This window comes from Nocardiopsis quinghaiensis (assembly GCF_008638365.1).
Lineage (GTDB): Bacteria > Actinomycetota > Actinomycetes > Streptosporangiales > Streptosporangiaceae > Nocardiopsis > Nocardiopsis quinghaiensis.
Map to the genome: position 1 here is coordinate 26,477 of NZ_VWVU01000033.1, position 26,861 is coordinate 53,337.

Here is a 26,861-nt window from a genome sequence, read left to right on the forward strand (position 1 = left end):
GGCGGGCAGACCCGGACGGAAAACAGGGCCAATCGCCGAAACACTGTGCGCAGGTACCACTACTCCCAGTAGGTTCGACGGACGCTGCCAGGGATCCGGGGACGGTGCTCGCCCGGTGCGCACGGGCCACTCGTCACGCGCCCCGGCCCCGTCCACGGACCGGAACACGACCTCTGGCACGGGAGAGCGGCCGGTCGCTCCCGTGGCGGCCTCGTTCCTGGGGGGAGACAACTGTGGTCACCGACCAACTGAGGGCGCTCATGCGCCGCTATCCGCTCGTCCACTTCGCGACCCGGAAGCTCCGTGTCCGCCTGCCCAGACGGCTGGGCGGGCTGGACCCCGAGCAGGTCCCGCCGTGGAGCCGCCGGGTGGCCCTCTCCCTTCCCCGGCTGGAGTCGGACACCCGCCGGATCGGCCCGGACGGCCTCACCCTGCGGCTGCCCGGCGACCTCACCGTGCCCCGGCGGCTGGCCGCGTTCGGGCTGGCCAGGCACGAGCCCGACAGTCTGGCCTGCTTCATGGCGATGCTCGAACACACCCGGCCCGGTGCGGTCTTCGACGTGGGCTCGGGTGTGGGGGTGTACTCGATGCTGGCCGCCGCACGCACGCGCCGTCCGGTGTTCGCGTTCGAGCCGACTCCGGAGATCGCCTCGGCGGCCCGTGTGGTGTCCTCCTCCGCGGACCTGGGCTTCACCGTGGTGGAGCTGGCGCTGAGCAACCACACCGGCACCGCCCACCTGCGCCGTGCCCGGCACAACGACATGTGCAACACGCTGGTGCGCTCGGCCCGCACCGACCTGTCGCACACCACCGTGCGGGTGACCACCCTGTCGCGGTGGAACGAGACCGCGGCGGCCTTCCCCACGGTGCTCAAGATCGACACCGTCGGCACGGAGCCGGACGTGGTCGCCGGAGGCCTGGAGGTCCTGCGGAGGTACCGTCCGTGGATGCTGGTGAAGGTCCGCCCCGACCGGGGTGTGGAGGAGCGGCTCATGGCGCTGCTCGACCCGCTGGAGTACACCTGGTACCCGGTGGGCGGACCACCGCCCTACGAGCCGCGCTCGGAGATCTCGGGGCGCGCCTCCCCCGCCTGGGAGCGGATGTGGCTGTTCGCCCCGGGGCCCGTGCCCGAGGGGTTCTGGCCCTCGGTCCGCGACTGGCGCAGGGCCCTGAATGCCTGCGTCCCCGGTGCCCACGGGGGCTCCTGACACCGTTGGAGAACGGCTCCTAGAGCCATTCCTCCAGAGCGGCGAGGAAACCGGGCAGGTCGTCGCGGTGGACACAGTGCCCGGCGTTCTCCACGGCCCGGACCGTGAAGCCGCGTCCCTCCAGTTCGCGAGCGTCCTGCGGGGTGACGGTGACGCTGTTCCCACCGCGCAGGACCAGGGAGGGGACCACCGGCTCGTCCGGGAGGAAGTCGTTCCCGGCGACCTCGGCCGCGACGAAGTCGAAGAACTCCGGGTCGAAGTCCGCGAAGCCCCTGACCTCGCTCTCGACGTCGGCGTCGCTCCACTTGGGGTTGCGCTCGCGGACATGGTCGGCGTCGGCGACGGCGAAGAGTCGGCGCATGCGCTCACCGGCGTCGGCCCGCACGGGGGGCTGGCGGAAGGCCGGGTCGACGTAGACCGCGCGGGACGGACGCAGCCGCTCCACGGCCAGGGAGAGCGCCACACCGCCCATGGAGTGGCCGACGGCGACGTCGGCGCCGGTCGGAAGGGAGTCCGCCAGGTCATCCCCGAGGGCCGCCACGGAGTAGTCCCCGCGCGGGCTGGCTCCGTGGCCCCGCATATCGACGCTGACCACCCGGCGGCCGCGTCGGACGAGCTCGGCCTCGACGGCGTGCCAGGTCTCGTGGCTGGACATGGATCCGTGGACGAGGAGGACGGTTCGGTCACCGGTACCGCTGGTGTAGGTCTCCAGCTTCATGGGAGAAGGCCTCCTGGGGAAGTGAGGAGCTGCCGGGAAGTGGGCCGGTGAGGGACCGGCCGCCGCGGGAACAGAACCTCCAGGGTCTCGAAAACTTTCGCGCGAGGGAAGTGGGTGACCGGAAGTGGCCGCGTATCCCCGATCTCCCCGAGCCCGTCGTCACCCCCTGCTAGACGCCCCGGCACAGTGCGGCACCGGGGTGGTGGACATGTCGGACTTGCTGGGTCTGCGCACCCGTGCCCTGCGTGGCGGGGAGCCCCGCCCCGACGCGAACTGACACCATGGACCGCCATGAACGGCCTCGTACTCGTACTCGTGCTCCTGATCGGCCTGGCGGTCGGCGCCGCCCTGGGCTGGGTCCTGGCCCGCGCCCGGAACGCCGAGACCCGGGCCGACGCGCGTGCCGCCCAGGAGCGGGCCTCCTACGTGGAGGAGCAGCTCGCCGACCGGTTCCGCGCCCTGTCCGCGCAGGCCCTGGACCAGAGCAACCAGCGCTTCCTGGAACTGGCCGAGGGACGGATGCGCGCGGTCAACGCGGAGGCCGGGGGCGACCTGGACGAACGGCGACGCGCGGTGGAGCGCATGGTCGAACCGCTGACCGAGACCCTGAACCGGGTGGAGCGCCAACTGCGGGAGGTGGACGCCGGGCGGGCCGCCGCGCACGCGGAACTGGCCAAGCAGGTCGAGTACGTGCGGGAGGGCTCGGAGCGGCTGCGTGAGCAGACGCAGTCGCTGGTGACGGCGCTGCGACGGCCCGAGGCGCGCGGCCGGTGGGGCGAGCTGCAGCTGCGCCGGGTGGCGGAGCTCGCGGGGATGGGCCCGCACTGCGACTTCGAGGAGCAGGCCGCGACGCGGGACGGGGCCCGACGGCCGGACATGGTCGTTCGGCTGGCGGGCGGCAAGAACATCATCGTGGACTCCAAGGTCCCTCTGGCCGCCTACCTGGACGCCGTGGAGGCGGGCCAGGACGAGGCCGCCCGGCACCTGCGCGTCCACGCCCGGCACCTGCGCACCCACGTGGACCAGCTGGCGGCGAAGTCGTACTGGACGTCGTTCACCCCGGCTCCGGAGTTCGTGGTGCTGTTCATCCCCGGGGAGGCCTTCCTGGCCCCGGCCCTGGAGTACGACCCGGAGCTGCTGGAGCACGCGATGGCGCGGCGGGTGCACATCGCGACGCCGACGACGCTGATCTCGCTGCTGCGGACGGCGCAGTACGCCTGGCAGCAGGAGGCGCTGAGCGAGAACGCGCGTGCGGTGTTCGACCTGGGCAAGCAGCTCCACGAGCGGCTGGGCACGCTGGGTGGACACGTGGAGGGGCTGGGCCGGGCGCTGACCCGCACGGTGAGCGCCTACAACCAGACCGTGGGATCGCTGGAGAGCCGGGTGCTGGTGACCGCGCGCCGGTTCGGTGAACTGGGTCTGGTGGACGGGGAGCTGGACCGGCTCTCGGGGGTGGAGGAGCGGCCGCGCACGACGGCCGCTCCCGAGCTGTCCGGTCCGGGCGCCCGGGAACCGGACGCGGACCGCGGGGCGGACCCCGGCGGGGGGACGCCCCGCGCGGACGGGGAGGTCCCCGGCTGGGGCGGGGTCCGGCGCGTGGGCAACGGCCACGCGGGCCCGTCCCGCGAGGAGCGGGGCGAGAGCGTCCACGGCCCCTGAGCGGCCGGGAGCCGTGCGGGTCCGCCCGCGAAGGCGACCCGGGTGCCCGGCCGTGAAACACGGAACCTCCACGGGCCCTCCCGGTGTCCAAGGGGAGGAACGCGTGTTCGTGACGGCTGGGGCAGGTACCCGAGAGATCGACACGATCCCCGGGAAAGACATCGTATATTCACTGCAAGTGACACACTGAGTACATTGAGTAGCACATCTGGGAGGCGAGAACAGCCATGCCCCCGCGAAAGGCGCACGGTCCGGATCCCGGGCAGGCACCGTACTTCGTGCGGCCCAACGGCCGAGGCCGGAACGTACCGCGCGCAGGGAGCCGGGGCCGCGCGGTCCCGAGGCCGAAGGCGGGCCCACGGCGTACGGCCCGCCTGACCGGGCGCGGCGGTGTCCTGGCCATCGTCGTGTTCAGTTTCGCCGGGACCATGGTCGCGCACTGGGCGGGGACCCCCGCCGCCCCGGGCGTCGCCTTCACCCTCGCCTGCCTGTTCGGCGCGGTGCTGGTCCGGCCGGGCGACCTGCTGTCGCTGTCGGTGAGCCCGCCCATCGCCTTCTTCGCGGCCGTGGTCGCCGCCGAGAGCCTGCTCGCCCTGGGCAGCGAGGGGTTCATGCGGACGCTGCTCCTGGGTCTGGCCTCGCGCCTGGCCGAGGTCGCGCCCTGGCTGTTCCTGGGTACGGCGCTGGTACTGGTGATCGGCGTGTTCCGGGGCCTGCCCGGCAACATCCGCGATCTGGGGGACGAGTTGAACGGCCGCAGGTAGCACGGACCGTCCGGCCACCGGCCAGGGGCCGGCAGGGGATCAGAAGGGCGTGTCCCCGTCCTCCGGGGAGTCGTCCCGGCGCTCGTCCATCGCGGCGGCCAGTTTGGCGCGGGCCCCCTCCAGCCACTGCTCGCACACGCGGGCCAGCTCCTCGCCGCGCTCCCACAGGGCCAGCGACTCCTTCAGGCTGAGCCCGCCGGACTCCAGCTGGCGCACGACGGTGTTCAGCTCCTCCCGGCTCTCCTCGTAGCTCAGCTCCGGCTCGGCGGCGCCCTTGTCCTGGGTCTTGGCTCCCTTGTCGGCCATCTCTACTCCCCCTCGGCGGTGTCTTCGGTGTGGACTGACTCCACGGTGGCGGTCAGGCTGTCCTCGGCGAACCGCACGCGCAGGGCCTCCCCCACGTCCGGCTCCCCGGCGGAGCGCACCACCGACCCGTCCTCACGCTGCACGATCGCGTACCCGCGCGCCAGCGTGGTGGCCGGTGACAGGGCGTGCAGGCGCGCCCGGGTGTGGCCGAGTCCGTCGGCGGCCCGGTCGAGCGACACGGTCAGGCTCCGGCGGGCCCGGTCGCGCAGGTCCCCGACCTGCTCGGTGAGCCGGTCGATCTCGCGGACCGGGCTGGCCAGCACCGGCCGGGACCGCATGCCCTCCAACCAGGCGAGTTCGCGCTCCACCCCGCCCTTGAGCACGCGTCGGCCCCGGTCGCGGAGCTGGCGGATGATCTCCAGCTGCTCGCCGACGTCGGGAACGGTCTTCTTGGCGGCGTCGGTGGGGGTGGAGGCGCGCACGTCCGCGACGTGGTCGAGCAGCGGGGCGTCCTGCTCGTGCCCGATCGCGCTCACCACGGGAGTGCCCGCGGCGGCGACGGCGCGCACGAGGGCCTCGTCGGAGAAGGGAAGCAGGTCCTCCAGGGAGCCGCCGCCCCGGGCGATGACGATGACGTCGACGTCCGGGTGCGCGTCCAGCTCCTTGAGCGCCTCCAGCACCTCGCGGACCGCGCGGTCGCCCTGGACCGCGACCGGGCGCACCTCGAAGCGCACGGCGGGCCAGCGGCGGCGCCCGTTCTCCAGCACGTCGCGTTCGGCGGCGGAGTCGCGGCCGCAGACGAGGCCGACGGTGTTGGGCAGGAAGGGCAGCGGGCGCTTGCGCTCGGCGTCGAAGAGCCCCTCGGCGGTCAGGGTGCGGCGCAGCTGTTCCAGCCGGGCCAGAAGTTCGCCCAGACCGACGTGGCGGATCTCCAGGGCGCGCAGCGAGAAGGTGCCGCGGACCTCGTAGAAGTCGGGTTTGGCGTGTACGACGACGCGCGCCCCGGCCTCGGGGGGCGGGCTCTGCGCGTCCAGCACCGAGGTCTGGCAGACCACGCGTACCGACACGTTGGCGACGGGGTCGCGCAACGTGATGTAGGCCATGCGACCCCGTCGGTTCAGTTCGGCGATCTGGCCCTCGACCCAGATCCGGCCCAGGCGACCGATCCACTGGCCGACTGCGTTGAGGACGACGCGTACCGGCTGCGGCGCATCGGCGGAACTCTCCATGCCCATGGCAACCGAGCCTAGGCGAGGGCGGTGACAGTTCGGGGCAGGCCCGCCACGCGGTACGGGCGACGCGGTCAGCCGGTCGCGTCGCCGCCGGCGGAGACGGTGTTGTTCACACCGATGTCGGTCACTTCCGGTTCGCCCTCGGCGTGGTGGACGGTGTTGTCGGCGCCGGTCACGTGGATGGAGTCGGCGCTGCCGACGTGCACCGTGAGCCCGCTGCCCAGGACGGAGACCTCACCGCACTCGCCGTTGAGGACGACCTCGGCGTTGCCGGCGGTGACCTTGACGTTCCTGCCCTCGCAGTCCTCGGTGACGCTGCCCTCGACGGCGGCGACGGTCAGGTCGCCGGTCTCGCTGTCCACGGACACGCCCCCGCCCTCGTCGAGGGTCACGCCGCCGTCCCCGTTGCCGACCGAGACGTCGCCGTCGGACTCGACGGAGACCTCACCGTCCTCGCCACCGACGGACACGCCTTCGGAGTCGACGTTCACCTCCTGGTCGGTCCCCGGAATGCCGACCGAACATCCGGTCAGCCAGAGTGCGGAGGCCGCGAGAAGCGCGGCGGCGGAGGTGGTGGAACGCATGAATCAGTCCCCTTAGGACGGAGGGCGTCGGTGTGCTCTTTCCGCCCGATAGGACGTACCGCGCCGCACTATGGTTCCCGTGCCGGACGGGGGCCGCCGGTTGCGGACCGGCGGCCCTCCCGCCACGTCGAACCGTACGCGCACGTCAGGCCCCGGACTCCAGCTTGCTGATGCGGTTGTCGTACATCTTGATGAACTCGGAACGGCCCTGGTGGGCGACCTCGTAGGCGCGCAGGTCGCGGACCTGCTCGATGGTGAGCTTGCGCAGGCGGGCGCGGACCGACGGCAGGGTGAGCTCGTCGTAGGTGGGGACGGCGAGATCCTCGGCCGAGGGAGCGGCACCCTTGCGGACCTGCTCCAGGACCTCGTCGCTGGTGACCTTGGTGTGCGCCTCGGCGACCTCCAACTCCTCGGCGATGGCCGAGCTCTCCTCGGAGACGTCCGTGGTGGCCGGAGCGGCGGAGCCGGTCCGGGAGTCCTGGCCCTTCTCCGCCTTCTCCGCCTCGGCGGGCTTGGCCTTGGCCTTGGCGGGCTTGGCCTTGGCCTTGGGCTTGGTGGACTCGGCCTCGGGCTCGGGCTCGGCCTTGGCGGACTCGACGGATTCCCCGGCGGGAGCGCTCTCGACGAGGGCGGCGGCCTCGACGGGCCCGCTCTTCCCCGGCTTCCCGGCGGGGGTCTCCTTCGCCCCGGCCTTGGTGGAGGTCCCGGTGGTCTCGGCCCTCTTGGCCTCGGCCTTCCCGCCGTCGGCGGGCGCGGCCTCGGCGGACCCGGCGGGCTCGGCCTCCTCGGCCTTCCCGCTCTCCTCGGCGGGGGCCTCGTTCGCCGCGGCCTTCTCCGCGGGGGCCTCGCCCCGGGTCTTCTCTGCCGCGGTGGGGGCCGCGGTGGTCTCAGTCGTCTCCTGGGCCGCGTCCGAGGACGCGGGGACGGCTTCCTTGCGCCCGAAGATCCCCTTGACCAGGGTGACCAGCTTCGTGGCGAGTGTCGGATTCGACATAGGACGGGGGCTCCTGATGCTGTCGGCGGGTGGGGTGAGCGGCACGCGTCCAGCAAACCAGCAGGGCCGAGTTGAGGGCGGACCGCCTGTAACAGATGCGATTGGTGAACCAGGATAGAGGAGGGACGAACACCATGAGCAGGAGATAAGTGAACGATTTCGCCACTTCGGAGCCCAACCGGGGATACCTCGTTGCGATACCGTCATTCTGGCCCCGGTTTCACGCCGGTTCGACCGCCGCGGTGCCTTATCCCACACCCGGGTCGTACACCGCCCAAGCAACCTAGGATGTACGCATGACTGCGATGACGACTGCCACGAACCAACGGCGTGTGCTCCTCGCCAATCCCCGGGGTTACTGCGCCGGTGTCGACCGCGCTGTCATCACCGTCGAGAAGGCCCTGGAGCAGTACGGCGCCCCGATCTACGTGCGCAAGCAGATCGTGCACAACACCCACGTGGTGCGCACGCTGGAGGAGCGCGGCGCGGTCTTCGTCGAGGACACCGCGGAGGTGCCCGAGGGCGCCATCACCGTCTTCTCCGCGCACGGTGTCGCCCCGGCCGTCCACGAGGAGGCGGCGCGGCGCAGCCTGAAGACCATCGACGCCACCTGCCCGCTCGTCACCAAGGTCCACAAGGAGGCCAAGCGCTTCGCGGCCGAGGACCGGGACATCATCCTCATCGGCCACATCGGCCACGAGGAGGTCGAGGGCACCAGCGGCGAGGCCCCCGAGCACATCCAGATCGTGGAGAGCCCGGACGAGGTCGACAAGGTCCAGGTGCGCGACCCGGACAACGTGTCGTGGCTGTCTCAGACCACCCTGTCGGTGGACGAGACCAACCAGACGGTGGACGCTCTGCGCGAGAAGTTCCCGAACCTGCTCGACCCGCCCAGCGACGACATCTGCTACGCGACCTCCAACCGCCAGGACTCGGTCAAGGCGATGGCGCCCGAGTGCGAACTGGTCATCGTGGTCGGCTCCGACAACTCGTCGAACTCGGTCCGCCTGGTGGAGGTCGCGCTGGAAGCCGGTGCCGACACCGCCCACCTGATCGACAACGCCTCGCTGATGGACGACTCCTGGCTGGAGGGCGTGACCACCGTCGGCGTGACCAGTGGCGCCTCCGTGCCCGACATCCTGGTGCACGAGCTGCTCGACAAGCTGTCCGGTCACGGGTACGGCACGGTCACCCCCGTGACGACCGCCGACGAGACGCTGACCTTCTCTCTGCCCAAGGAGCTGCGCCGCGACCTGCGCGCCGAGTAGCGCGGAGGGGGTCTCAGCGCGCGTTCCCCGCGGCGCGGAGGACCAACGGGCACACGAGGCGCCCGGCCGGAACCGGCCGGGCGCCTCGCCGTGTCCGGGCGGCCTCTCAGCCTTCCAGGGCGGCGTCCACCTCCGACAGCAGCCGGGCCCTCGACCGCGCGCCGACCAGAGTCAGCGCCGGTCGGCCGTCGAGGAAGAGCATCAGCGTCGGCAGCGACATCACCTGCTGGTTCCGTGTGGTGAGGGGGTTCTCGTCGGCGTTGATCCTGCGGACGGTGAGCGAGCCGGCGCGCTCCTCCGCGATCCGGGAGATCACCGGAGCGACCATGCGGCAGGAGGGGCACCACTGTGCCCAGAAGTACAGCAGGACGGGTCCGTCGCGGCCGAGGACCTCACGTTCGAAGGTATCGTCCGTCACCGCGGGTACGTCGACGGGCATGTTCACGGGTGACATCACGGCTCCTCCGTGTCGTTCACTTCAACGGTGCACAGTCCCGCCGCGCCGCGTCCCCCCGCACGTCTGGCCAGGGCCTCCGACAGTTTGGCCGCGAGACTGCCGCGCATCGCCTCGAACCGCTCCAGGAAGGCGTCCATCTCCGCGAGCTTGCGCCGGTAGACCTGGATCGAGTCGGCGCAGGAGTCCCCCGTCTCGTGGCCCGAGCGCAGGCAGTCCACGAACGGCCTGGTGTCCTCCAGGCTGAACCCGACCGACTGAAGGGCCAGGATCTCGCGGACGAGCCGGTACTCCTCCTCGCCGTACTCCCGGTAGCCGTTCGCCGAGCGCCGCGCCCCGATCAGCCCCTGGGACTCGTAGAAGCGCAGTGCGCGCGTCGTCGTCCCCGTACGTCTGGCGAGTTCACCGATGCGCATGCGACGACCGTAGACCTTGCCGTTCACGTCAAGGCAAGGGAAGGCCACCGAGCCGGATCTCCGGTGTGCGTGGCTAGGCTCCGCCGTCTCCGGGCTCCGTGTCGGACTCAGGCTCCGCGTCACCACCGGCGGGATCGGTCTCCAGGCCCTCGGCCAGGTGGGTCAGCTCGTCCAGGTCGGCGGGGCCGGCGACGACCAGGGTCACGCCCTCTCCGCGCCGGACCAGGGCGTCCCAGTCCTCGGAGCCGTAGTGCTCCCACTCACCGCCGCCGACGGAGACCGTGCCCGCCTCCTCGGCGCCCTTGGTCCTCTCCTGGACGACCGCGTCCGGGTCGGCGTCGCTCTGGGTGAACATGGCGTGGCTGTCCTTCGCGGTGGCGAAGCCCACGCTCCACGCGGCCGGGCCCGACTCGGCCACCTCCAGCGTGGAGCTGGTGGGTGTCCACCCCTCCCGCGCGAGCGCCTCGGAGGGCACCGTCACCGGGTAGTCCGCCGAGTTCCTCAGGATGTCGGCGTCCGACCGGTAGTTCACCGACGGGATGTTCTCTCCCGAGCGCGTGGAGACCACGAACACCAGGACCAGGACGATGCCGACGATGAGCCCGAGGGAGATGGCGTAGTTCTTGAAGGTCGCTCTGGACCGGCTGTGCTCACTCATGACACCGTCCAGCTTGCCGCAGGTCCGGGACCCCGTGGACCCGGGGTGTCCTTAGGCCGTGTTTCTTGCGTCGTTCCGGACTCGCGTCCGCCGGGCTGCCTCTCGCTACGCCTCCGCGCGCGTGGAGCAGGGCCAGGCCGGGCTCCGCACATCGCCTCGCGGGAGATCGCCTGGACGGCCGCCCACCGACCCGGAAGCCCTCTGAAGAACACTCCCTAGCGCCGGGGTTCGAGCCGGGTGAGCAGCCGGGTGATGTCGTCGGCGAGCTTGTGCGCCTCGGCGTCGTCGCGCTGGACCACCTCGGCCACGGCCAGGAGCATGGCACCGCTCACCACGATGAGCAGCGCCTCGTCCACGGGCTCGTCCGCCTTGCGGAACAGTGCCACGTTGCGGTCGGTCCACCGGGTGAGCCGGGACCGCAGCTGGTAGTCGAACCCGGGCGGGCCGTCACCGCTGAAGAACAGCCGCGTGGTCTCCCTCTCCTCTATGCACCCGAGCAGGTAGGCGCGGGCGGCGATGTTCATCAGCCGTGTGGGGTCCTTCTCCCCTCCGGCGCGTGCCTCCACGACCGCCTGGTGGGTACGTTCCTGCTGACGCTGCTGGAACTCCTCGTACAGGGCGAGGTAGAGGTCGGCCTTGCCGGTGAAGTGGTGGTACAGGCTGCCGACGCTGGCCCCGGCCACGGACACGACCTCGCTCACACCGGCCCTGGCGAAGCCCACCGTGCGAAACACCTGGGCGGCCGCCTTGAGCAGGGCGGTGCGGGTGGCCGCGCCGCGCGGGGAGATCCGTGCGGGCTTCGCGGGCTTGTCCGTCTTGTCCACTGTCACGCCCTCACTCCAGTCCGGCCGATCCCGCCAGAGTAGACCTTCCCCGCCAAGCGGCGGCGGGGGCGGGTGGTGCCGAAGCACCCGTGGCCGCTCGGGAATCACGTCGGGTGACTACCCTAAGACCTGCAACTCCGCCCTGTTCCCTGACGGAAGGTGTCACACCCATGTCGCAGCCCAGCAACCCGTCCGAGCAGTCCACGGCACCCGACCGCAACCTCGCGCTGGAGCTGGTCCGCGTCACCGAGACCGCCGCGCTCGCCGCGGCCCGCTGGGTCGGCAGGGGCGACAAGATCGGTGCGGACGGTGCGGCGGTGCGCGGTATGCGGCACATGATCAGTACCGTGTCGATGAACGGCACCGTGGTGATCGGCGAGGGCGAGAAGGACAGCGCCCCGATGCTCTACAACGGCGAGCGCGTGGGCGACGGAGGGGGCCACGACTGGGACGTGGCGGTCGACCCGGTCGACGGCACCACCCTGACCGCCATGGGTATGCCCAACGCCATCGCGGTGATCGCGATGAGCCCGCGCAACACCATGTTCGACCCGTCCGCGGTGTTCTACATGGAGAAGCTCGCCACGGGCCCCGAGTCCGCCGACGTGGTCGACATCGCCGCACCCGTGGCCGACAACATCCGCGCCGTGGCCCGTGCCAAGGGCAAGTCGCCGCAGGACGTGACGGTCGTCATCCTGGACCGCCCCCGCCACAAGCAGATCGTGCAGGACGTGCGCGACGTGGGCGCCCGTATCAAGTTCATCAGCGACGGCGACGTGGCCGGTGCCGTCATGGCCGCCCGCGCCGGTACCGGTGTGGACCTGCTCCTGGGCATCGGCGGCACCCCCGAGGGCATCATCACCGCGTGCGCCATGAAGTGCCTGGGCGGCACCATCCAGGGCCGTCTGTGGCCCAAGGACGAGGAGGAGCGCCAGAAGGCGATCGGCGCCGGGCACGACCTGGACCGTGTGCTGTACACCGACGACCTCGTCTGCTCCGACGACGTCTTCTTCGCCGCGACCGGCATCACCGACGGCGAACTGGTCGGCGGTGTCCGGTACGAGGCCTCACGTGTGATCACCGACTCCCTCGTCATGCGCGGACGCAGCGGCACCGTCCGTCAGGTGCTCAGCGAGCACCGCCTGGGCAAGCTGGCCTCCTACAGCGGCGTGGACCTGACCTCCGCCCCCCAGCGCGGCAAGGAGTCCTGACCCGCACCGCGGCCCGGGTGCCCCGTCACCGCCGGCACGGGGCACCCGAAGGGGCCTCTTTCCCGACCGCCCCCCGTAAAGCGGGCACGGGACGCGAACCACACCGGGGTGCGCCGGCATCAGACCCGGCATTGGTTGTGCGATCACGTGCGAAGTCACTCCCGGCCGGAGGTCCGATGTCCTATCCAGATCCCCCACAGCAGCCCCATTGGGGGCCCCAGCAGCCCGGGCGGCCCGGCCAGGGCTTCCCCCCGCCGCAGGGCCCCGGTCAGCACTTCCCGGGCCCGGGAGGTCCCGGTGGCCCACCACCGGGTGGCCAGTTCCCCGGCGGTCCCCCACCCGGCGGCCAGTTCCCGGGAGGGCCTCACCCGGGCGGACACGTGCCGCCCGGTGGCGGCGGCGGTCACCGCAAGCGCTGGCTGATCCCGGTCGCCGCGGGCGCGGCGGTCGTCGTGATGGCCACGACCGTGTGGGCCACCGTCTCCCTCGTCAACTTCGGCGGGCCGCAGCCGGAGGAGGTGCTTCCGGCGAACTCGATCGCCTTCGCCAAGCTCGACCTGTCGATCGACGGCTCCCAGGCGATCGAGTTGATGGAGTTCGTGGACCGGCTCCCGGACGAGGTCACCGAGGAGATGGACCAGCCCGACGACGACATGGGGGACCTGTTCGCCGAGGGGTTCCTGGAGACCTTCCCCGAGACCCCGCAGAGCCAGGACGAGGTCGCGGAGTGGATCGGCCAGCGCGTGGGCTTCGCGATGTGGCCCTCCAGTGGTGAGGCCCAGCTAGAGGACGGGGCCGGTGTGGCCGCTGTGGTGGCGCTCGCGGTGGAGGACGAGCAGCTGGCCGAGGAGGGGCTCAACGCGATCGGCGACGGGGACGGACTCTCCTTCGAGGTGGTCAACGGCTTCGCACTCCTGACCAACTCCCGGGCGGCGCTGGACGACCGTCAGGCGCAGGTGGACGAGCACGGCCCCCTGGCGGACTCGGACACCTTCTCCGGCGACATGGCCGACGTGCCCAGCGGCAGCCTCGCCGTGGGGTGGTCGGACTTCGCGCGGCTGATGGAGGTCGAGGAGTTCGCCCGGAGCTTCGAGTCCGAGATGGCCGCCGAGACCGGTGAGATGAGCGGCCGGGCGACCGCGACCCTGCGCGTGGACGGCGAATACCTGGAGGCGCGGACGGACGTCTTCGACTTCGAGGTGGACGGCGCCGGTATGGCGTGGCTGTCCGAGACCCCGGGCGCGAGCGTGGCGGCTCTGGAGTCGCTCCCCGAGAACACGGTCATGGCGCTCGGCGCCAGCGGCCTGGACACGGCGCTGGCCGACGCCTACGAAAACGACGAACTCCCCTTCGTGACCAACAGCGGCCAGCTGGAGGAGATGGAGCGCACGTTCAACGGAATGGGCGCCGGACTGCCGGAGGGCTTCACCCGGCTGCTGGGTTCCTCGACCGCTTTCGGTGTCACCGGCATCGACATGCAGAGCTTCTTCGGCTCCTCCTACGACGGTGAGGAGTTCTCGTTCCAGTACCGCGCGGTCGGCGGTGACGAGCAGGTCCTGGGCGACTTCGTCGGGAACATGATGACCGACCCTTACGCCACTCCCCCGGGCGTGGACACCGACGGCGACGCCGTGGTGGTGTCCCAGGGCAGCAGTGCCACGGGGCGTCTGGGCGACGACCCGGTCTTCCAGCAGACCATGCAGGAGATGGACGACGCGGTGGTCGCCGGGTACTTCGACATGCGCCAGGTGCTGACCGGGACCGAGGTGCGCGACCCCGACCAGTGGGGTGCCCTGGGTATGGCGCTGAGCGTCACCGAGGACGGGCGGCGCAGCGGCCTCGAACTGCGGTGGTCGCCCAGCGGCGGCGAGTAGCCGCGCAGGGCGGCTGCGGCGCGCGGACGGCGTGGGAGGACGGTGGCCTCCCACGCCGTCCGCGTCTCAGGGATCCGGGGCCGGTGGGTCTCCGGCCGGACGCGCCCTAGCCGACGACTCGGCGACGCATCTGGAAACCGGCCAGGAACCACATCAGGACGATGAATCCCAGCAGCACTCCGACGTGGACGAGCGCCGGACCGGCGCCGAGTCCGCCGAAGACCACTCCGCGGATCAGCTCGACCGCGTGGTAGAGCGGGTTGGCCATGGCCGCGTTCTGCACCCAGCCGGGCAGCTCGGTGAGCGGGAAGAACGTGCCCGCCACCAGGAACAGCGGGGTGAACAGGCCGCTGAACACGTAGTCCATGGACCGCACCGACGTGATCACGGCGGAGATCCAGATGCCGAAGAGCGCGAAGGCGAACCCGGCGAGGAAGGCGATGAACGGCACCAGCAGCATGCCGGGTCCGGGGCGCAGCCCGAACCCCATCGCGACCAGCAGCGGGACGCACCCGTACACGCCCGAGCGCATCGCCAGCCACAGGGCCTCGCCGGTGACGAGTTCGCGTACGTCCACGGGTGTGGCGAGGATGCCCTCGTAGGTGTGCAGGAAGCGGCGCTTGATGAAGGTGTTGATGACGGCGGGCATCATCGACTGGAACATCACCGACACCGCCACGATGCCGGTGCCGAGGAAGTCGATGTAGCTGTACCCGGCCAGGGTTCCGATGAGGGCGCCCATGCCGAAGCCGAAGCAGAGCAGGTAGAGGGTCGGCTCGACCACCGCGGCGAAGGTGGTCGCCCGCCAGGACTGGCCGTACAGGATCCACTCGCGGGCGACGACGCCCATGACCGCGTCGGCCTCGAACCGGCCGGGGCGGGCGTGGACCTCCGGACGTGCGTCCTCCCGGGCCTGCTGTTGCTGGACGGTCATTCCACACTCTCCCCGGTCAGGGTCACGAACACGTCTTCCAGGTTGCTGGCCCTGCGCAGCGGTACGTCCAGCCTGTCTCGCAGGGACTGGGGCAGCTCCTCGGCGCGCAGGACCGACACGGTGGTACCGGTGCGGCGAGTGGTGAAGCCGTGGCCGTGGAGGAGGCGCTCTAAGGCGTCCACCCCCTCCTCGTCCGGGAGGTACTCCTCCACGGTGGCGCCCGCGTACTTGGCGACGAGGTCGACGGGCGTGCCGCGTTCGACGACCCTGCCCCTGGCCATGAGCGCCACCTCGTCGGACAGGCGCTCGGCCTCCTCGATGTAGTGCGTGGACATCAGGACGGTGACTCCCTCGTCGCGCAGCGCCGAGATGGCGCTCCACAGGTCCTGGCGCACCTGCGGGTCCAGGCCGACGGTGGGCTCGTCCATGAGGACGAGCTCGGGCCGGTGCAGCAGGGCACGGACGATGAGGAGGCGGCGGCGCATCCCCCCGGACAGGTCGTCGACCAGGGTCGCGCCCCGGTCGCCGAGCTGGGCCAGCCGCATGGCGCGGGCGATGGCCTCGCCCCGCTGGCGGCGCGGGACCCGGTAGAGGTAGGAGAACATCCGCAGGTTCTGCTCGACGGTGAGTTCCTCGTCGAGGTTGTCGTGCTGGGGGACGACCCCCATACGGGCCCGGGCCCACTTGGACTCGGCGGGGATCTCGTGGCCGAGGATGCGGATCTCGCCCTCGTCGGCCAGGGACTGGGCGGTGAGCATCTTCATGGTGGTGGACTTGCCCGCGCCGTTGGGCCCGAGGAGCCCGAGGACGACCCCTTGGGGAACCTCCAGGTCGAGTCCGTCGACGGCGGTGAGGGAGCCGAAGCGCTTGACGACGCCCCGGAGCAGCAGAGCGGGCACGGCCGAGGTGTCGAGGGAGGTCATGGAAGCACTCCCGGGCAGGCGGTGCCCGGGGTCAGATGTGGTCATGGGACCACGGTAGACACGCGGTAGGACGATTTTCCACCGGGTTTCGGCCCGGCGGGTCCCGGCTCCGCCCGCCCCGCGCCCCGCCGGAGAACGGTCCCGTCCGGAGAGATCCGTCCCACGGCTTCGCCTAAGGTTGGTGGTGTGAGTGAGGAAGTGTCCCCTGAGCGGCTCCGTGCCTCCGACACCGACCGCGAACGGGTTCTGAAGGCACTGCGCGACGCCGTCGCCGACGGGCGCCTGGACCTGGAGGAGTTCGAGGAGCGGTCCTCCCTCGCGCACCAGGCGCGCACCCTCGGCGAGCTGCCCGGAATCACCGCCGACCTCCTGCCCCCCGACCGACAGCCCATCCGGCTGGATCCGCAACCGGTCCTCGGCCTGTTCGGCGACGTCAGGCGCGGGGGACGCTGGGTGGCCTATCCCGGTGAGCGGGCCGTGGCCCTCCTCGGCAGGGTCGAGGTGGACATGCGCGAGGCACTCCTCATGCGCAACCACCACCGGATGACCGTGACCGCCGTCCTGGGCCGCGTGGAGATCGACGTCCCCGAGGGCGTCGAGGTGCGGCTGAACGGCTGGTCGTTCCTGGGCAGGCGCACCACCACCGCCCGCCGCTCGCACATGTCCCGCCCTCCCGTGCTGGAGATCGACGGGTTCTCCCTCCTCGGTGTGGTGCGCGTGCGCGCGCCCCGGCGCCGCGGCCTCCTGGGCTGGCGACGCCGGGAGCCCCGCCGCGGTATCGGCGCCTGAGGCGGAGCGGCACCGGATCCGGAAGCCGTCGCCCCAGCGGTTCGCTGGGCCGGTCGGCGGAACGGCCGACGGGGGCGGTGGCGGGCCCCGTCCCGATCCCTGGCCCGCGGCGACCTGCGGCGTTGTCAACATGACGCGCGCAACACCGCCAAGCCCGGGTGAGGTGGCGGTGTGCTCCCGTGCGTCTGGCAGGCTGGAGCTCACAGGTTTTCCCAGGAGAGATGGGTTGCGATGAGCGAGTTCCGTACCGAGCACGACTCGATGGGTGAGGTCAGGGTTCCGGCCGAGGCCAAGTGGCGGGCCCAGACGCAGCGTGCCGTTGAGAACTTCCCGATCTCCGGCCAGGGCCTCGAAGGCGCCCACATCGCCGCCCTCGGCCAGATCAAGGCCGCCGCGGCCAAGGTGAACGCCGAGCTCGGCGTCATCGGCGAGGACCTCGGCAAGGCCGTCCGCGAGGCCGCCCTGGAGGTCGCCGAGGGCAAGTGGAACAGTGAGTTCCCGGTCGACGTCTTCCAGACCGGCTCGGGCACCTCCAGCAACATGAACACCAACGAGGTCGTGGCGTCGCTGGCCACCGAGCGTCTCGGCTCCCCGGTGCACCCCAACGACCACGTCAACGCGTCGCAGTCCTCCAACGACGTGTTCCCCTCCTCCATCCACATCGCCGCCACCTCGGCCGTCCAGAACGACCTCGTTCCGGCGCTGCGGCACCTGGAGCAGGAGCTGACCGGCAAGTCGGCCGAGTTCGCCTCCGTGGTCAAGAGCGGCCGTACCCACCTGATGGACGCCACCCCGGTCACCCTGGGCCAGGAGTTCGCCGGATACGCCGCCCAGGTGCGCTACGGCGTGGAGCGGCTGGAGGCCGTGCTGCCGCGCGTGGCCGAGCTGCCGCTGGGCGGCACCGCCGTCGGCACCGGCATCAACACCCCCGAGGGCTTCTCCGCCCGGGTCATCGCCGAGGTCGCCGCCAACACCGGCCTGCCCCTGACCGAGGCCCGCGACCACTTCGAGGCGCAGGGCGCCCGCGACGCCCTGGTCGAGCTCTCCGGCCAGCTGCGGACCATCGCGATCGGCTTCGCCAAGATCGCCAACGACATCCGCTGGATGGGCTCCGGTCCGACCGCGGGCCTGGGCGAGATCCTCCTGCCCGACCTCCAGCCGGGTTCCTCGATCATGCCGGGCAAGGTCAACCCGGTCCTGTGCGAGGCCATGCTCCAGGTCTCCTCGCAGGTCGTCGGCAACGACGCCGCGGTGGCCTTCGGCGGCGCGAGCGGCAACTTCGAGCTGAACGTGCAACTGCCGATGATCGCCCGCAACGTGCTGGAGTCGATCCGCCTGCTCTCCAACGTCTCGCGCGTGTTCGCGGACCGCTGCGTGGCCGGGATCGAGGCCGACACCGAGCAGTGCCGCGTCTACGCCGAGTCCTCGCCGTCGATCGTCACCCCGCTCAACCGCTACATCGGCTACGAGGAGGCCTCCAAGGTCGCCAAGCAGTCGCTGAAGGAGAAGAAGACCATCCGCGAGGTGGTCGTCGAGCGCGGCTACGTCGAGGACGGCAAGCTCACCGAGGCGCAGCTGGACGAGGCCCTCGACGTGCTGAGGATGACCAACTCCCAGTAGCCGGGCGGCACGGCGGTCCGGGCGACCGGTCGCCGACAGCGGTCACGGGGCACCCCGCGCACGTGCGCGGGGTGTTCCCCTGTCGGGGCCGGGCGGAGCCGGACGGGGGTGCGGCGCGTTCCCCGCTTCGGGAACCTTCCACGCACGGGAGGCATCCGACATTCTTGGAAAGAGCACCGAGAAGCCCGCCTTTCGAGAGGGCAGTACATGTCGAGCAACAGCGACAGTGAACGCGTCGTCGCGGACCGCTACGTTCTGCGCCGCGAACTCGGACGCGGCGGTATGGGCGTGGTCTGGGAGGCCTTCGACCCGTCCCTGGACCGCGTCGTCGCGATCAAGCAGGTGCTTCTCCCCGACCACCTCACCGACTCCGAGCGCGCGGACGCGCACGGCCGGGTCCGGCGCGAGGCGCGGTCGGCGGCGCGGATCAGCCATCCCACGGTGATCACCGTCCACGACGTCCTCGAGTACGGCGGCAACCCGTGGGTGGTCATGGAGCTGATCGAGGGCGGGTCCCTCCAGGAACGGCTCGACGAGCGGGGCGCCCTGCCGGTGGACGTCGTCGCGGAGATCGCGGAATCCTTGCTCAAGGCGGTGCAGGCGGCGAACGCGGCCGGAGTCCTGCACAGGGACATCAAGCCCGGCAACATCATGGTGTCCCTGGACGGCCGGGTGGTCCTCACCGACTTCGGCATCGCCACGGTGGAGGGCGGACCGAGCATCACCCGTACCGGTGCGCTGGTCGGCTCCCCCGAGTACATGCCGCCGGAGAGGCTGGAGGGCGCTCCCGCGGATCACCGGGGCGACCTGTGGAGTATCGGCGTGACCCTGCTCGCGGCCGTGGAGGGGGCGTCCCCGTTCCACCGGGACAGCCTCACGGCGGCGATCGCGGCGGTGATCTCCGCGCCGCTGCCGCCCATGACGCACACCGGATGGTTGAAGCCGGTCATCACGGGACTGCTGGAACGCGATCCGGACCGGCGGCTCACCGTGGACGGGGCGCTGGCCCTGCTGCGCGAACGCGGCGGTCCGAGCGGTGGAGCCCCCGGATTCGGCAGCGGTCCGCAGAGTGTCCACCACGCGCCGAGCGGAGGGCGTACCGCGTTCGGCGGGCCGCCTGGCGGCCACCCCGTCACACGGCCCCCGCTGCCACAGGGGCCTCCTCCGGGGCACATGGGACCCACCGGCCCCGGCAGAGCGGCGGGGCCGAACGAACCGAGTGGGCCGGGCGGGCCGCCGAACCCGGAGGCGCCGTTCCCGCAGGGCCCCGGGCACCGGTCGGCGCCGTCCTACCAGCACCAGCCGGTGCACGCCGGAGGCCACGGCGGCCCGGGTGGTCCCGGAGGTCCCGCCCCGGGCCACGGTCCGCTTCCCGTGGGCGGGAACGCACAGCCGGGCTCGGGAACCACCAAGGTCCTGCTCGGTGTGGGCGCGGGTGCGGTGGCTCTGCTGCTCATCGCCACGGTCGTGGCCGTGGTGCTCCTGCTCCCGGACCAGGAAACCGCGGGCGGAACGGCCACGCCGGTCAGCCCGTCCGAGAGCCAGGCTCCTCCGACCGCGTCCTCCGACGGCGAGGAGGCCAACGTCGGGAACGGCAGCGGCGGCCAGGAGGGCGACGGCGGACAGGACCATGACGGCGGGGACTACGGGGAGGACGGGGACGACAGCGGGGAGCCGCCGTCCTACGACGAGCTGGAGACCTTCGACTCGGAGTGGTTCACCGTGGACTACCCGGCCGGGTGGGAGGTGGACGACAGCCAGATCGACGACACCCTGGCGGTGTTCGTCGCGCCCGGCAGCGACCGCCAGGTGTGGGTGACCGGGTGGACCGAGGAGGAGTTCACCGGGACGAGCGCCGAGTACCTCCAGGAGACCAGGGGCGGCACCGGCGTCTCCGGCGACGTCACGACCGGCTTCACGCAGTTGGAGCTGGAGGACTTCGACGAGGACGACTTCGGGGAGGGGTGGGACGTCGCGCTGGTGGAGGCCGACCTCACCAACGAGACCTGGGCCACCCCGGAGCGGCGTTTCTGGGCCTACGCGATCAGCATGGACTACGAGGGCAGCCGGGTGTTCTACCTGGTCAGTGTGAACGTGCCGCGCGGGGACGCCGACCACTACGACGACCTGCACGAGGACGTCATCGAGACGTTCACCCCGCACCTCTGAGCGCGGGCGGGCGCCTGTCCGCCGCGCACCGCCGACGGAGAACGGCCCCCGCGGGATCGCGGGGGCCGTTGGCGTGATGCGGAGCGGCACGAGGCCGGCGGTTCCGGTGGGCCCCTGTATCCATCCAGCCCCGTGGGGGGGCGTCGGCGGTAGGGGCTGTGGACGACCCCGGTTCAGTACCAGCCGGGATCAGTACCAGCCGACGGACTGGGAGTGGGACCAGGCTCCGCACGGATCGCCGTAGCGGCCCTTGATGTAGTCGATGCCCCACGCGATCTGGGTGGCGGGATTGGTCTGCCAGTCGTCACCGTGGGAGGCCATCTTGCTGCCGGGCAGGGACTGCGGGATGCCGTAGGCGCCCGAGCTGGGGTTCTGCGCGGTGTGGTTCCAGTTGCTCTCCTTCTCCCACAGGGGTTCGAGGCAGCCGCTGAACTGGTCCTCGCCCCAACCCTCGTCGAGCACCATCTGGAGGGCGATGCCCTTGGGGTCCCCGGAGAAGACGGGGGGCTCTTCCTCTTCCTCCTCCTTCTCCTCCTCGATGTCACTCCCTTCGACCTGGGTCGTCTGGACTCCGTTGCCGCGAGCCGCGTCACGCTGTTCCTGAGCCTGGCCGCGCAGAGCCTGGAGCTCCTCCTGGCTCAACTGCTCGGAGAAGAACTCGGCCTCGGTGTCGGCGGCCTCCCCGGTTTCGGTGTCGGCGGTGGGTTCCTCGGCGTCCGGTGTGGCGGCACTGGCCGCCACGTCCGGGGCGACGTCGTCATCCGCGAAAGCGGAGACGGCGAAGGTCGCACCCGCGACGAGGGTCGCCGCACCGACCGCCGCCGTACTGCGCAGCGACATTCGGTTGAGTAGCACGATTGCCTTTCCCAAGAGGGGGGTCATGGGCGGGGAAAGCCTTATTAATACCAGTTGTTGGCTTGGGAGTGGGACCAGGCTCCGCACGGATCGCCGTAGCGGCCCTTGATGTAGTCGATGCCCCACGCGATCTGGGTGGCGGGATTGGTCTGCCAGTCGTCACCGTGGGAGGCCATCTTGCTGCCGGGCAGGGACTGCGGGATGCCGTAGGCGCCCGAGCTGGGGTTCTGCGCGGTGTGGTTCCAGTTGCTCTCCTTCTCCCACAGGGGTTCGAGGCAGCCGCTGAACTGGTCCTCGCCCCAACCCTCGTCGAGCACCATCTGGAGGGCGATCTCCTTGGGCGACCCGGAGGGAGCCGGCGCGGTGGATACGTCGCCGGAGGAGTCGGAACCGCCGGAGGAGTCGGCCTCGGTCTCGGGTTCGGGCTCGGGTTCGGGGATCTCACTGCCCTCCCCGCTGGCGGACCGAACGGCCGCGTCGACCGCCGTCTCGGCCCGTACCCGGTTCTCCTCGCGCTGGTCCTCCCGGTCGCCGTGGTCGGGCTGCGCGGCGAAGAAGTCGTCGGCGCCTCCCCCTGCAGGCTTCTGGAGCACTGCCGACTGCTCGGGTACCGCCGCGGAGGAGGTGAGCTGTCCGGGGCCGACCACGCCGCTCGACGAGGTCGCGGCGACCGCGAACGTGCCTCCGGCGACGAGGGCCGCGGCGCCGACGGCACCCGCGTGACGCAGTGAGAACAGACTGGGTGGCAAGATCGCCCTTTCGCGTAGACGCACACGTGCCCCACGGGCCTTCGTGTGTTGTGCTTCGCCGCTGCTGACCACGTGGCCCGGGGTGGTGTGCGCGGGGGGACGGACCTGCCGTTCGACCGACCGCGGCACGGGGCGCATCACGTGGGAGGGGATGTGTGCGCAGCGGTTCCAGACTGCACCATCGTCACGATGAAGTAACGCCGGTTTTACTGTGCCTTGGCTCACATCACGGAATGCATCCGAAATGCGGGGCTTTGACCTGGCGTTCGACACGAAGAGTCAGGAGATGGCCAAAGCACTCCGGGGAGCGGAGAGGGTCTCGGCGCTCCTCACGGAGGACACGTCCCACCGGACGCGGTGCTCCTGAGTACCCGTACGGATGTGCGCGGCTCCACCAGGGACGAGGATGGCGCCATGAACGTCCACGGATCCCCGCCCTTCCCCGAGGGCCTCCGGTCCAGCTGTCCGGACTGCCGCGCTCCCCTGCCCGTCCAGCTCCGGAACTGCCCGCGGTGCGGACTCCTCCTCGTCGGCGGCACGGCCCAGCGCCTGTGGCGGATCGATTCCGAGATCGCGCTGCTCAACGACCGCGAGCAGAAGCTGTACGGCGAACGCGCCTCCGTGATGGGACTCCTGCGGGAGGAGTCGGCACGGGCCGCCTCCCATGCGGGCACCCGGGCCGACGCCGCAGGTGCCGTCGGCGCCCCCGCCTCCGCCGAGGCGGCCGGTGTCGCGGAGCAACGGCCCCAGGGACCGGCGCCCGAACCGGCCCGCGCCGCCCCGGAGCACCAGCGGGAAGAGGCGGTGCGGGCGCCCTCGCGTCCCCCGAAGGCTCCGCTGACCGGGGAGGTCACCCGGCGCTCCGCGCAGAACGTCATCCTCGGGCTGGGCGGCCTGCTCGTCGGCATCGCCGCACTGGTCTTCGCCATCTGGACGTGGAGCGACATGGGCACCGGCGCCCGCGCCGGAGTCCTCGGGGTCACCACCATGGCCTTCGCCGCCCTGGCCCTCCCCCTGCACCGGCGCGGTCTGAGGGCCACCGCCGAGACCTTCGGCTGCCTGGCCGCCGCGCTGCTGTGCGTCGACGCCCTCGCCCTGTGGCTGCTGATGTCCGACCGGCTCGGGGGCGGCCCCGGCTACACGGCCGCGGCGCTGGCCGCCATCGGCTCACTGATGGTGCTCTATCCGGTGTTCGTGCCGCTACGGTCCCCGCGCGTCATCGCCGTCCTGCTGTGTCAGCCGGTTCCGGTGCTGTTGATGTTCTCCCTTCCCCCCGGGGAGGTGTGGCTCTGGACGCTGCCCGTCCTCGCCGCGACCGCGTTCGGCGACCTGCTCGTGGTCAGGTGGCTCGGTGGGCCCCGACCGGGCCGCCCCGTGCGCACCCTCCACGTCACCGCGACGGTGCTGTGGGCGCTCACCCTGTTCCTGACGGCCGCGCTGGTCCTCGCCGACCCCGGATCCGACGCTCCGCAGACCCGGTGGGCCCTGGCCGCCGCCCTGCTGCTGTCGGGTGCGACCGGGCTGCTGCTCGCCCGCCGCCCCCTCGGCACCGCCGCCGGGAGCCGTGCCCCCGCGAGCGCCCCCACGGTCATCGCGCTCCTGGCTCTGGGTATGACGCCGCTGGCCGCCGGGCCCGCGCACCTGCCCGTGCTGCCACGGGTGCCCGCGGCCCCGTGGAGCGGCGGTCCCTCCACCGTGACCGAGCCCGCGCTCCGGGTGCTGGAACTGTCCGGCCCGATGACCGCTCAGGCCCACGGAACGCTCCACCTGGCCGCCGTCCTGGTCGGTGCCGTCCTGTCCCTGGGCGTGGTGGTCCTGCTGCGCCGCGACGTGCTCGTGCCCGCCGCTGCCCTGGTCGTCCCGCCCACGCTGCTGTCGTTTCCGCTGCTGCTGGGGCTGCCGCACGTGGTGGCGACCGTGTGGGCACTGCTGGTCGGCGCCGCGCTGGTCCTGGGCACGGCCCTGCCGCCGCGCCGGCGCACGGCCTGGGTCCCGGCGGCCACCGGGACCCTGACCCTGGCCACCGGTCTGCTGTGGTCGCTCCCGCACCAGTACACCTCCCTGGGAGCGCTGCTGTTCCTGGGCGTGACCGCACTGGTCACCGTGCTGCTGTACCGCCGTACCGCACCCGGGGAGGCCCCGGCGGCGCTGTACGGGGCGGGACTGCTCCTGTGGTCGCTGGCCCTGCTGACCGGGGCGTTCTTCCTGCTGGGGCTCGTGATCTCGGAGGCGGTGCCGCCCCCGGCGTGGTGGCTGATCGCCGTCGCCGGCCTTTCGGCCGGGGCGACCGCGCTGGTGCTCGGCCGGGTACCCGCCCCCTTCGCTCGGGCGGACCGCTCCGTACCCGGCCCGCGGGCGCTGTTCACCCTCCTCGGGCTGCTCCTGCTGGCGACCGCCCCGTTGCTGGCCGGGCGCGCCCAGAGCCCCGGCCTGCCGCTCCTCGCCCGCACCGAACCGTGGTCGGAGCCGGTGTCGGCGATGTCGGACCCCGCGTACTCGGTCCTGGGGCTGTCGGCGCAGGCGGGCGGCGCGGCGGCGGCCGGAACGGCGGTCGGGGTGCTCGCGGCCGGTGCCGCGGCGGTGGCGCTGGTCCGGCTGCTCGACCGGCACCGGACGGCGACCGCCGCCGCACTCGCCGCGCCGACCGCGCTGGTCCCCCTGCCGCTGGTCCTGGGGCTGCCGTACGTGGTGGCGGTGGTGTGGACGGTGCTGGTGGGGACGGTTCTCGTGCTGTGCGCCGCGCCCGCCGCCCGACACGGGTCCGGCTGGGTCCCGGCGGTCTCGGGGCTGCTCACCCTGGTGCTGGGCCTGGTCTGGGCACTGCCCGAGTGGTACACGACCCTGGTCGCGCTCGTGCTGGTGGCCGCGACCGCGCTGGCCGAAGCGCTGGTGCTGCACCGTCTGAACGGTCGGTGGCCCGGAGGACCGGTGCCGCTGGTGCGCACCGTGACACTGGTCCTGGGCGCGCTCACCCTGCCCACCGGCCTCGTGGCCCTGGCCTCCACCTTCGCTCTGGACGCGGTGGCCGACCCGGTGTCCTGGTGGTTCCTGGGCGCGGCCCTGCTGCTGGTCGCGTCGGCCTCGATGGTGGTCGGGCAGGTGCCGTCTCCGCCGTCGTCCTCGGGCACGTCGGCTCCCGGCGCTTCGGTCTCCCCGGCGGTGTCCCGTCCGGCTCCGGTGATATCGCCGTTCACCGTGGTCGGCATGCTGCTGCTGGCCTCCGTCCCGCTGGTGGTGGGGCCGCGCACGCTGCCCGCGCTGGCGCTGTTCTCACGGGCCCATCCCCCGGCCTCGGCCCCTCCGTCGGCCCTGGTGGAGTCCGCACACGCCTTCCTCGGCCTGGCCGGACCTCTGGAGGCGTCCGTCGCCGCGGCGGTCGGTGTGCTGGTGTCCGGGCTGCTGGCCGCGGGAGCGGCCGCGCTGCTGGCGCGGCGATGGGCTCCGCACACGGCCGCCCTCGTCGTGCCGCCCGCGCTGGTTCCGCTGCCGCTGATCCTGGACGCGCCGTTCCTCGTCGTACTGGTGTGGACGTTCGCGGTGGGCTCGGCACTGGCCCTGTGGTCGGCTCTGACCCGGGACCGGTGGGCCGGCCCGCTGGCGGGGGCGACCGGACTCCTCACCCTGGTGCTGGGGTCGAGCTGGGCACTCGCGCAGGAGCACGCGAACACCGGTGCCCTGATGGCGGTCGCGGTGGTCGGCGCGGTGGTGGCGGCGCTGGCGCGGACCCCCGTTCCGGCGGTCGGCGCCACGGCGGTGGCCACGGCGGCGACGGGGGCGTTCGCCCTGGCCCTGCCGCTGCTGCTGGGGGCTCCCGTGGAGTACGCGGCCCTGGCTCCGATCGCGATGGTCGCCGCGGTGGCCGCGGCGGCGCCGAGGCTGCGCGGTCCCCTGGTGCCGGCGGCGGAGGTCCCGGCGTGCCTGTGGGCGGTGGCGGCGCTGGTCACCACCGTGTCGGCGGGGGCACGGCTGGAACTGGTCGCGCTGGCGCTGGCGGTGGTCGGGGTGGTCGCGCTGGCGACCGCCGTGCGGCCGAACCGGCGCTGGTCCGCGCTGGTGGGCGCCCTGCTGATGTTCGCCGCGCTGTGGACGGTGCTGGCCGCGTGGGACGTGGCCGTACCCGAGGCGTACACGGTGCCACCCGCCCTCGCCGCGCTGGCCATCGGCTGGGAGTGGAGCCGCAAGGCGGCCGGGACACCGTCTAGTTGGTCCGCCTACGGCGGCGGACTGACGCTGCTGCTCCTGCCCACGGTGGTGCTGGTGTTCCTGGAGGGAGGCATGGTCTGGAGGGTGCCCGCCGTGCTCGTGCTGGGGCTGGCCGTGGTCGTGTGGGGTCTGCGTCGACGGCTCCAGGCGGCGCTGGTCCTGGGCGGGGTGGTGCTGGTGGCGACGTCGCTGCGGGCGTTCGGACCGCCGTTGTGGGACCTGACCCGGCTGGTACCGAACTGGCTGCCGTTCGCCGTGGCGGGCGTGCTGCTGCTGGTGATCGGCGCCCGCTACGAGGCGAGCCTGGAACGGCTGCGACGCCTGGGCCGGTTGGTGATGGGCATGCGCTGAGCCGCGCGGACCGCCGTCTGATCCCGACAGAGGTTTTCGCCCGCCTCCGCGACCGCTGGTGGGCCAGTGTGAGCGCGGGGTTGGTCAGGGCCCGTAAC

The 26,861-nt window shown here is 72.1% G+C and carries 23 protein-coding genes; 10 read left to right on the top strand and 13 right to left on the bottom strand.

What is annotated here, in order from left to right; all coding sequences use genetic code 11:
• Positions 1-233: 233 nt before the first annotated feature.
• Positions 234-1,208 carry an FkbM family methyltransferase gene (locus FYX01_RS23850; RefSeq protein ID WP_150245353.1) on the top strand — a complete coding sequence of 325 codons (975 nt, stop codon included), beginning with the start codon at positions 234-236 and terminating at the stop codon, positions 1,206-1,208.
• A 19-nt stretch (positions 1,209-1,227) separates the two neighbouring features.
• Here FYX01_RS23850 and FYX01_RS23855 read toward each other — a convergent pair whose 3' ends face one another.
• The gene (locus FYX01_RS23855) at positions 1,228-1,926 is read right to left on the bottom strand and encodes an alpha/beta fold hydrolase (protein WP_150245356.1); all 699 of its coding nucleotides are present in this window, start codon (positions 1,924-1,926) and stop codon (positions 1,228-1,230) included.
• A gap of 291 nt (positions 1,927-2,217) precedes the next feature.
• On the opposite strand from FYX01_RS23855, the gene rmuC reads away from it, so the two are divergent.
• Complete coding sequence (gene rmuC, locus FYX01_RS23860; protein ID WP_150245359.1) at positions 2,218-3,585, top strand: DNA recombination protein RmuC; 1,368 nt, start codon at positions 2,218-2,220, stop codon at positions 3,583-3,585.
• A gap of 227 nt (positions 3,586-3,812) precedes the next feature.
• The gene (locus FYX01_RS23865; protein ID WP_150245362.1) at positions 3,813-4,349 is read left to right on the top strand and encodes a DUF6542 domain-containing protein; all 537 of its coding nucleotides are present in this window, start codon (positions 3,813-3,815) and stop codon (positions 4,347-4,349) included.
• A gap of 39 nt (positions 4,350-4,388) precedes the next feature.
• On the opposite strand, the gene FYX01_RS23870 is transcribed toward FYX01_RS23865, so the two are convergent.
• The 4 genes from FYX01_RS23870 to FYX01_RS23885 form a co-directional block, all read right to left on the bottom strand.
• A complete protein-coding gene (locus tag FYX01_RS23870; protein WP_150245365.1) occupies positions 4,389-4,655 on the bottom strand; it encodes an exodeoxyribonuclease VII small subunit in 267 nt (88 codons plus the stop codon).
• 2 nt (positions 4,656-4,657) lie between these two features.
• Complete coding sequence (gene xseA, locus FYX01_RS23875) at positions 4,658-5,890, bottom strand: exodeoxyribonuclease VII large subunit (protein ID WP_190394463.1); 1,233 nt, start codon at positions 5,888-5,890, stop codon at positions 4,658-4,660.
• Between the two features lie 68 nt (positions 5,891-5,958).
• Positions 5,959-6,471, bottom strand: a complete 513-nt coding sequence (locus tag FYX01_RS23880; protein ID WP_150245368.1) for a DUF3060 domain-containing protein — start codon at positions 6,469-6,471, stop codon at positions 5,959-5,961.
• Between the two features lie 145 nt (positions 6,472-6,616).
• Entirely contained in the window at positions 6,617-7,465 is an 849-nt protein-coding gene (locus FYX01_RS23885) for a DUF8129 domain-containing protein (RefSeq protein WP_150245370.1), read from the bottom strand.
• A 296-nt stretch (positions 7,466-7,761) separates the two neighbouring features.
• Between FYX01_RS23885 and FYX01_RS23890 the strand changes: the two genes are divergently transcribed.
• Entirely contained in the window at positions 7,762-8,733 is a 972-nt protein-coding gene (locus FYX01_RS23890; protein ID WP_190394464.1) for a 4-hydroxy-3-methylbut-2-enyl diphosphate reductase, read from the top strand.
• A 106-nt stretch (positions 8,734-8,839) separates the two neighbouring features.
• Here the strand turns inward: FYX01_RS23890 and FYX01_RS23895 are convergent, their stop codons facing one another.
• The 4 genes from FYX01_RS23895 to FYX01_RS23910 all read right to left on the bottom strand — a co-directional run bounded on the left by FYX01_RS23895 (position 8,840) and on the right by FYX01_RS23910 (position 11,085).
• The gene (locus FYX01_RS23895; protein ID WP_150245373.1) at positions 8,840-9,187 is read right to left on the bottom strand and encodes a thioredoxin family protein; all 348 of its coding nucleotides are present in this window, start codon (positions 9,185-9,187) and stop codon (positions 8,840-8,842) included.
• Positions 9,187-9,603, bottom strand: coding sequence for a MerR family transcriptional regulator (locus FYX01_RS23900; protein ID WP_150245376.1), 417 nt, complete (start codon positions 9,601-9,603; stop codon positions 9,187-9,189). Before FYX01_RS23900 ends, FYX01_RS23895 begins: the two co-directional genes overlap by 1 nt.
• Positions 9,604-9,676: 73 nt before the next feature.
• Positions 9,677-10,261, bottom strand: coding sequence for a DUF4245 domain-containing protein (locus FYX01_RS23905; protein WP_150245379.1), 585 nt, complete (start codon positions 10,259-10,261; stop codon positions 9,677-9,679).
• A 215-nt stretch (positions 10,262-10,476) separates the two neighbouring features.
• On the bottom strand, positions 10,477-11,085 hold the full coding sequence (locus FYX01_RS23910; RefSeq protein WP_150245492.1) for a TetR/AcrR family transcriptional regulator: 609 nt from the start codon (positions 11,083-11,085) through the stop codon (positions 10,477-10,479).
• A 170-nt stretch (positions 11,086-11,255) separates the two neighbouring features.
• Between FYX01_RS23910 and glpX the strand changes: the two genes are divergently transcribed.
• Together glpX and FYX01_RS23925 are read left to right on the top strand one after the other, a co-directional pair.
• Positions 11,256-12,296 (top strand): class II fructose-bisphosphatase, encoded by a 1,041-nt coding sequence (gene glpX, locus FYX01_RS23915; RefSeq protein ID WP_150245382.1) that lies wholly within the window; start codon positions 11,256-11,258, stop codon positions 12,294-12,296.
• 176 nt (positions 12,297-12,472) lie between these two features.
• On the top strand, positions 12,473-14,170 hold the full coding sequence (locus FYX01_RS23925; protein ID WP_190394465.1) for a hypothetical protein: 1,698 nt from the start codon (positions 12,473-12,475) through the stop codon (positions 14,168-14,170).
• Between the two features lie 106 nt (positions 14,171-14,276).
• On the opposite strand, the gene FYX01_RS23930 is transcribed toward FYX01_RS23925, so the two are convergent.
• Together FYX01_RS23930 and FYX01_RS23935 are read right to left on the bottom strand one after the other, a co-directional pair.
• Complete coding sequence (locus FYX01_RS23930; protein WP_150245388.1) at positions 14,277-15,104, bottom strand: ABC transporter permease; 828 nt, start codon at positions 15,102-15,104, stop codon at positions 14,277-14,279.
• On the bottom strand, positions 15,101-16,027 hold the full coding sequence (locus FYX01_RS23935) for an ABC transporter ATP-binding protein (protein ID WP_150245495.1): 927 nt from the start codon (positions 16,025-16,027) through the stop codon (positions 15,101-15,103). The genes FYX01_RS23930 and FYX01_RS23935 overlap by 4 nt, the downstream gene beginning before the upstream one ends.
• Before the next feature lie 198 nt (positions 16,028-16,225).
• Between FYX01_RS23935 and FYX01_RS23940 the strand changes: the two genes are divergently transcribed.
• The 3 genes from FYX01_RS23940 (at position 16,226) to FYX01_RS23950 (ending at position 20,605) form a co-directional block, all read left to right on the top strand.
• Positions 16,226-16,816 (top strand): DUF1707 SHOCT-like domain-containing protein, encoded by a 591-nt coding sequence (locus tag FYX01_RS23940; RefSeq protein WP_150245499.1) that lies wholly within the window; start codon positions 16,226-16,228, stop codon positions 16,814-16,816.
• A gap of 231 nt (positions 16,817-17,047) precedes the next feature.
• Entirely contained in the window at positions 17,048-18,436 is a 1,389-nt protein-coding gene (locus tag FYX01_RS23945) for a class II fumarate hydratase (protein ID WP_150245391.1), read from the top strand.
• Between the two features lie 207 nt (positions 18,437-18,643).
• Positions 18,644-20,605, top strand: coding sequence for a serine/threonine-protein kinase (locus FYX01_RS23950; RefSeq protein ID WP_150245394.1), 1,962 nt, complete (start codon positions 18,644-18,646; stop codon positions 20,603-20,605).
• Between the two features lie 189 nt (positions 20,606-20,794).
• Here FYX01_RS23950 and FYX01_RS23955 read toward each other — a convergent pair whose 3' ends face one another.
• Both FYX01_RS23955 and FYX01_RS23960 read right to left on the bottom strand, forming a co-directional pair.
• Positions 20,795-21,460: an aggregation-promoting factor C-terminal-like domain-containing protein gene (locus tag FYX01_RS23955; RefSeq protein WP_150245397.1), complete on the bottom strand. Its 666-nt coding sequence runs from the start codon at positions 21,458-21,460 to the stop codon at positions 20,795-20,797.
• 44 nt (positions 21,461-21,504) lie between these two features.
• The gene (locus tag FYX01_RS23960) at positions 21,505-22,209 is read right to left on the bottom strand and encodes an aggregation-promoting factor C-terminal-like domain-containing protein (RefSeq protein WP_150245400.1); all 705 of its coding nucleotides are present in this window, start codon (positions 22,207-22,209) and stop codon (positions 21,505-21,507) included.
• Between the two features lie 414 nt (positions 22,210-22,623).
• Between FYX01_RS23960 and FYX01_RS23965 the strand changes: the two genes are divergently transcribed.
• A complete protein-coding gene (locus tag FYX01_RS23965) occupies positions 22,624-26,763 on the top strand; it encodes an SCO7613 C-terminal domain-containing membrane protein (RefSeq protein WP_150245403.1) in 4,140 nt (1,379 codons plus the stop codon).
• Positions 26,764-26,861 lie beyond the last annotated feature (98 nt).

Excerpts from the sequence above, each read along its gene's own strand:
- FYX01_RS23855 (WP_150245356.1), bottom strand. The coding sequence starts at position 1,926 with ATGAAGCTGGAGACCTACACCAGCGGTACCGGTGACCGAACCGTCCTC.
- rmuC (WP_150245359.1), top strand. The coding sequence starts at position 2,218 with ATGAACGGCCTCGTACTCGTACTCGTGCTCCTGATCGGCCTGGCGGTC.
- FYX01_RS23865 (WP_150245362.1), top strand. The coding sequence starts at position 3,813 with ATGCCCCCGCGAAAGGCGCACGGTCCGGATCCCGGGCAGGCACCGTAC.
- FYX01_RS23870 (WP_150245365.1), bottom strand. The coding sequence starts at position 4,655 with ATGGCCGACAAGGGAGCCAAGACCCAGGACAAGGGCGCCGCCGAGCCG.
- xseA (WP_190394463.1), bottom strand. The coding sequence starts at position 5,890 with ATGGGCATGGAGAGTTCCGCCGATGCGCCGCAGCCGGTACGCGTCGTC.
- FYX01_RS23880 (WP_150245368.1), bottom strand. The coding sequence starts at position 6,471 with ATGCGTTCCACCACCTCCGCCGCCGCGCTTCTCGCGGCCTCCGCACTC.
- FYX01_RS23885 (WP_150245370.1), bottom strand. The coding sequence starts at position 7,465 with ATGTCGAATCCGACACTCGCCACGAAGCTGGTCACCCTGGTCAAGGGG.
- FYX01_RS23890 (WP_190394464.1), top strand. The coding sequence starts at position 7,762 with ATGACTGCGATGACGACTGCCACGAACCAACGGCGTGTGCTCCTCGCC.
- FYX01_RS23895 (WP_150245373.1), bottom strand. The coding sequence starts at position 9,187 with ATGTCACCCGTGAACATGCCCGTCGACGTACCCGCGGTGACGGACGAT.
- FYX01_RS23900 (WP_150245376.1), bottom strand. The coding sequence starts at position 9,603 with ATGCGCATCGGTGAACTCGCCAGACGTACGGGGACGACGACGCGCGCA.
- FYX01_RS23905 (WP_150245379.1), bottom strand. The coding sequence starts at position 10,261 with ATGAGTGAGCACAGCCGGTCCAGAGCGACCTTCAAGAACTACGCCATC.
- glpX (WP_150245382.1), top strand. The coding sequence starts at position 11,256 with ATGTCGCAGCCCAGCAACCCGTCCGAGCAGTCCACGGCACCCGACCGC.
- FYX01_RS23925 (WP_190394465.1), top strand. The coding sequence starts at position 12,473 with ATGTCCTATCCAGATCCCCCACAGCAGCCCCATTGGGGGCCCCAGCAG.
- FYX01_RS23930 (WP_150245388.1), bottom strand. The coding sequence starts at position 15,104 with ATGACCGTCCAGCAACAGCAGGCCCGGGAGGACGCACGTCCGGAGGTC.
- FYX01_RS23935 (WP_150245495.1), bottom strand. The coding sequence starts at position 16,027 with ATGACCTCCCTCGACACCTCGGCCGTGCCCGCTCTGCTGCTCCGGGGC.
- FYX01_RS23945 (WP_150245391.1), top strand. The coding sequence starts at position 17,048 with ATGAGCGAGTTCCGTACCGAGCACGACTCGATGGGTGAGGTCAGGGTT.
- FYX01_RS23950 (WP_150245394.1), top strand. The coding sequence starts at position 18,644 with ATGTCGAGCAACAGCGACAGTGAACGCGTCGTCGCGGACCGCTACGTT.
- FYX01_RS23965 (WP_150245403.1), top strand. The coding sequence starts at position 22,624 with ATGAACGTCCACGGATCCCCGCCCTTCCCCGAGGGCCTCCGGTCCAGC.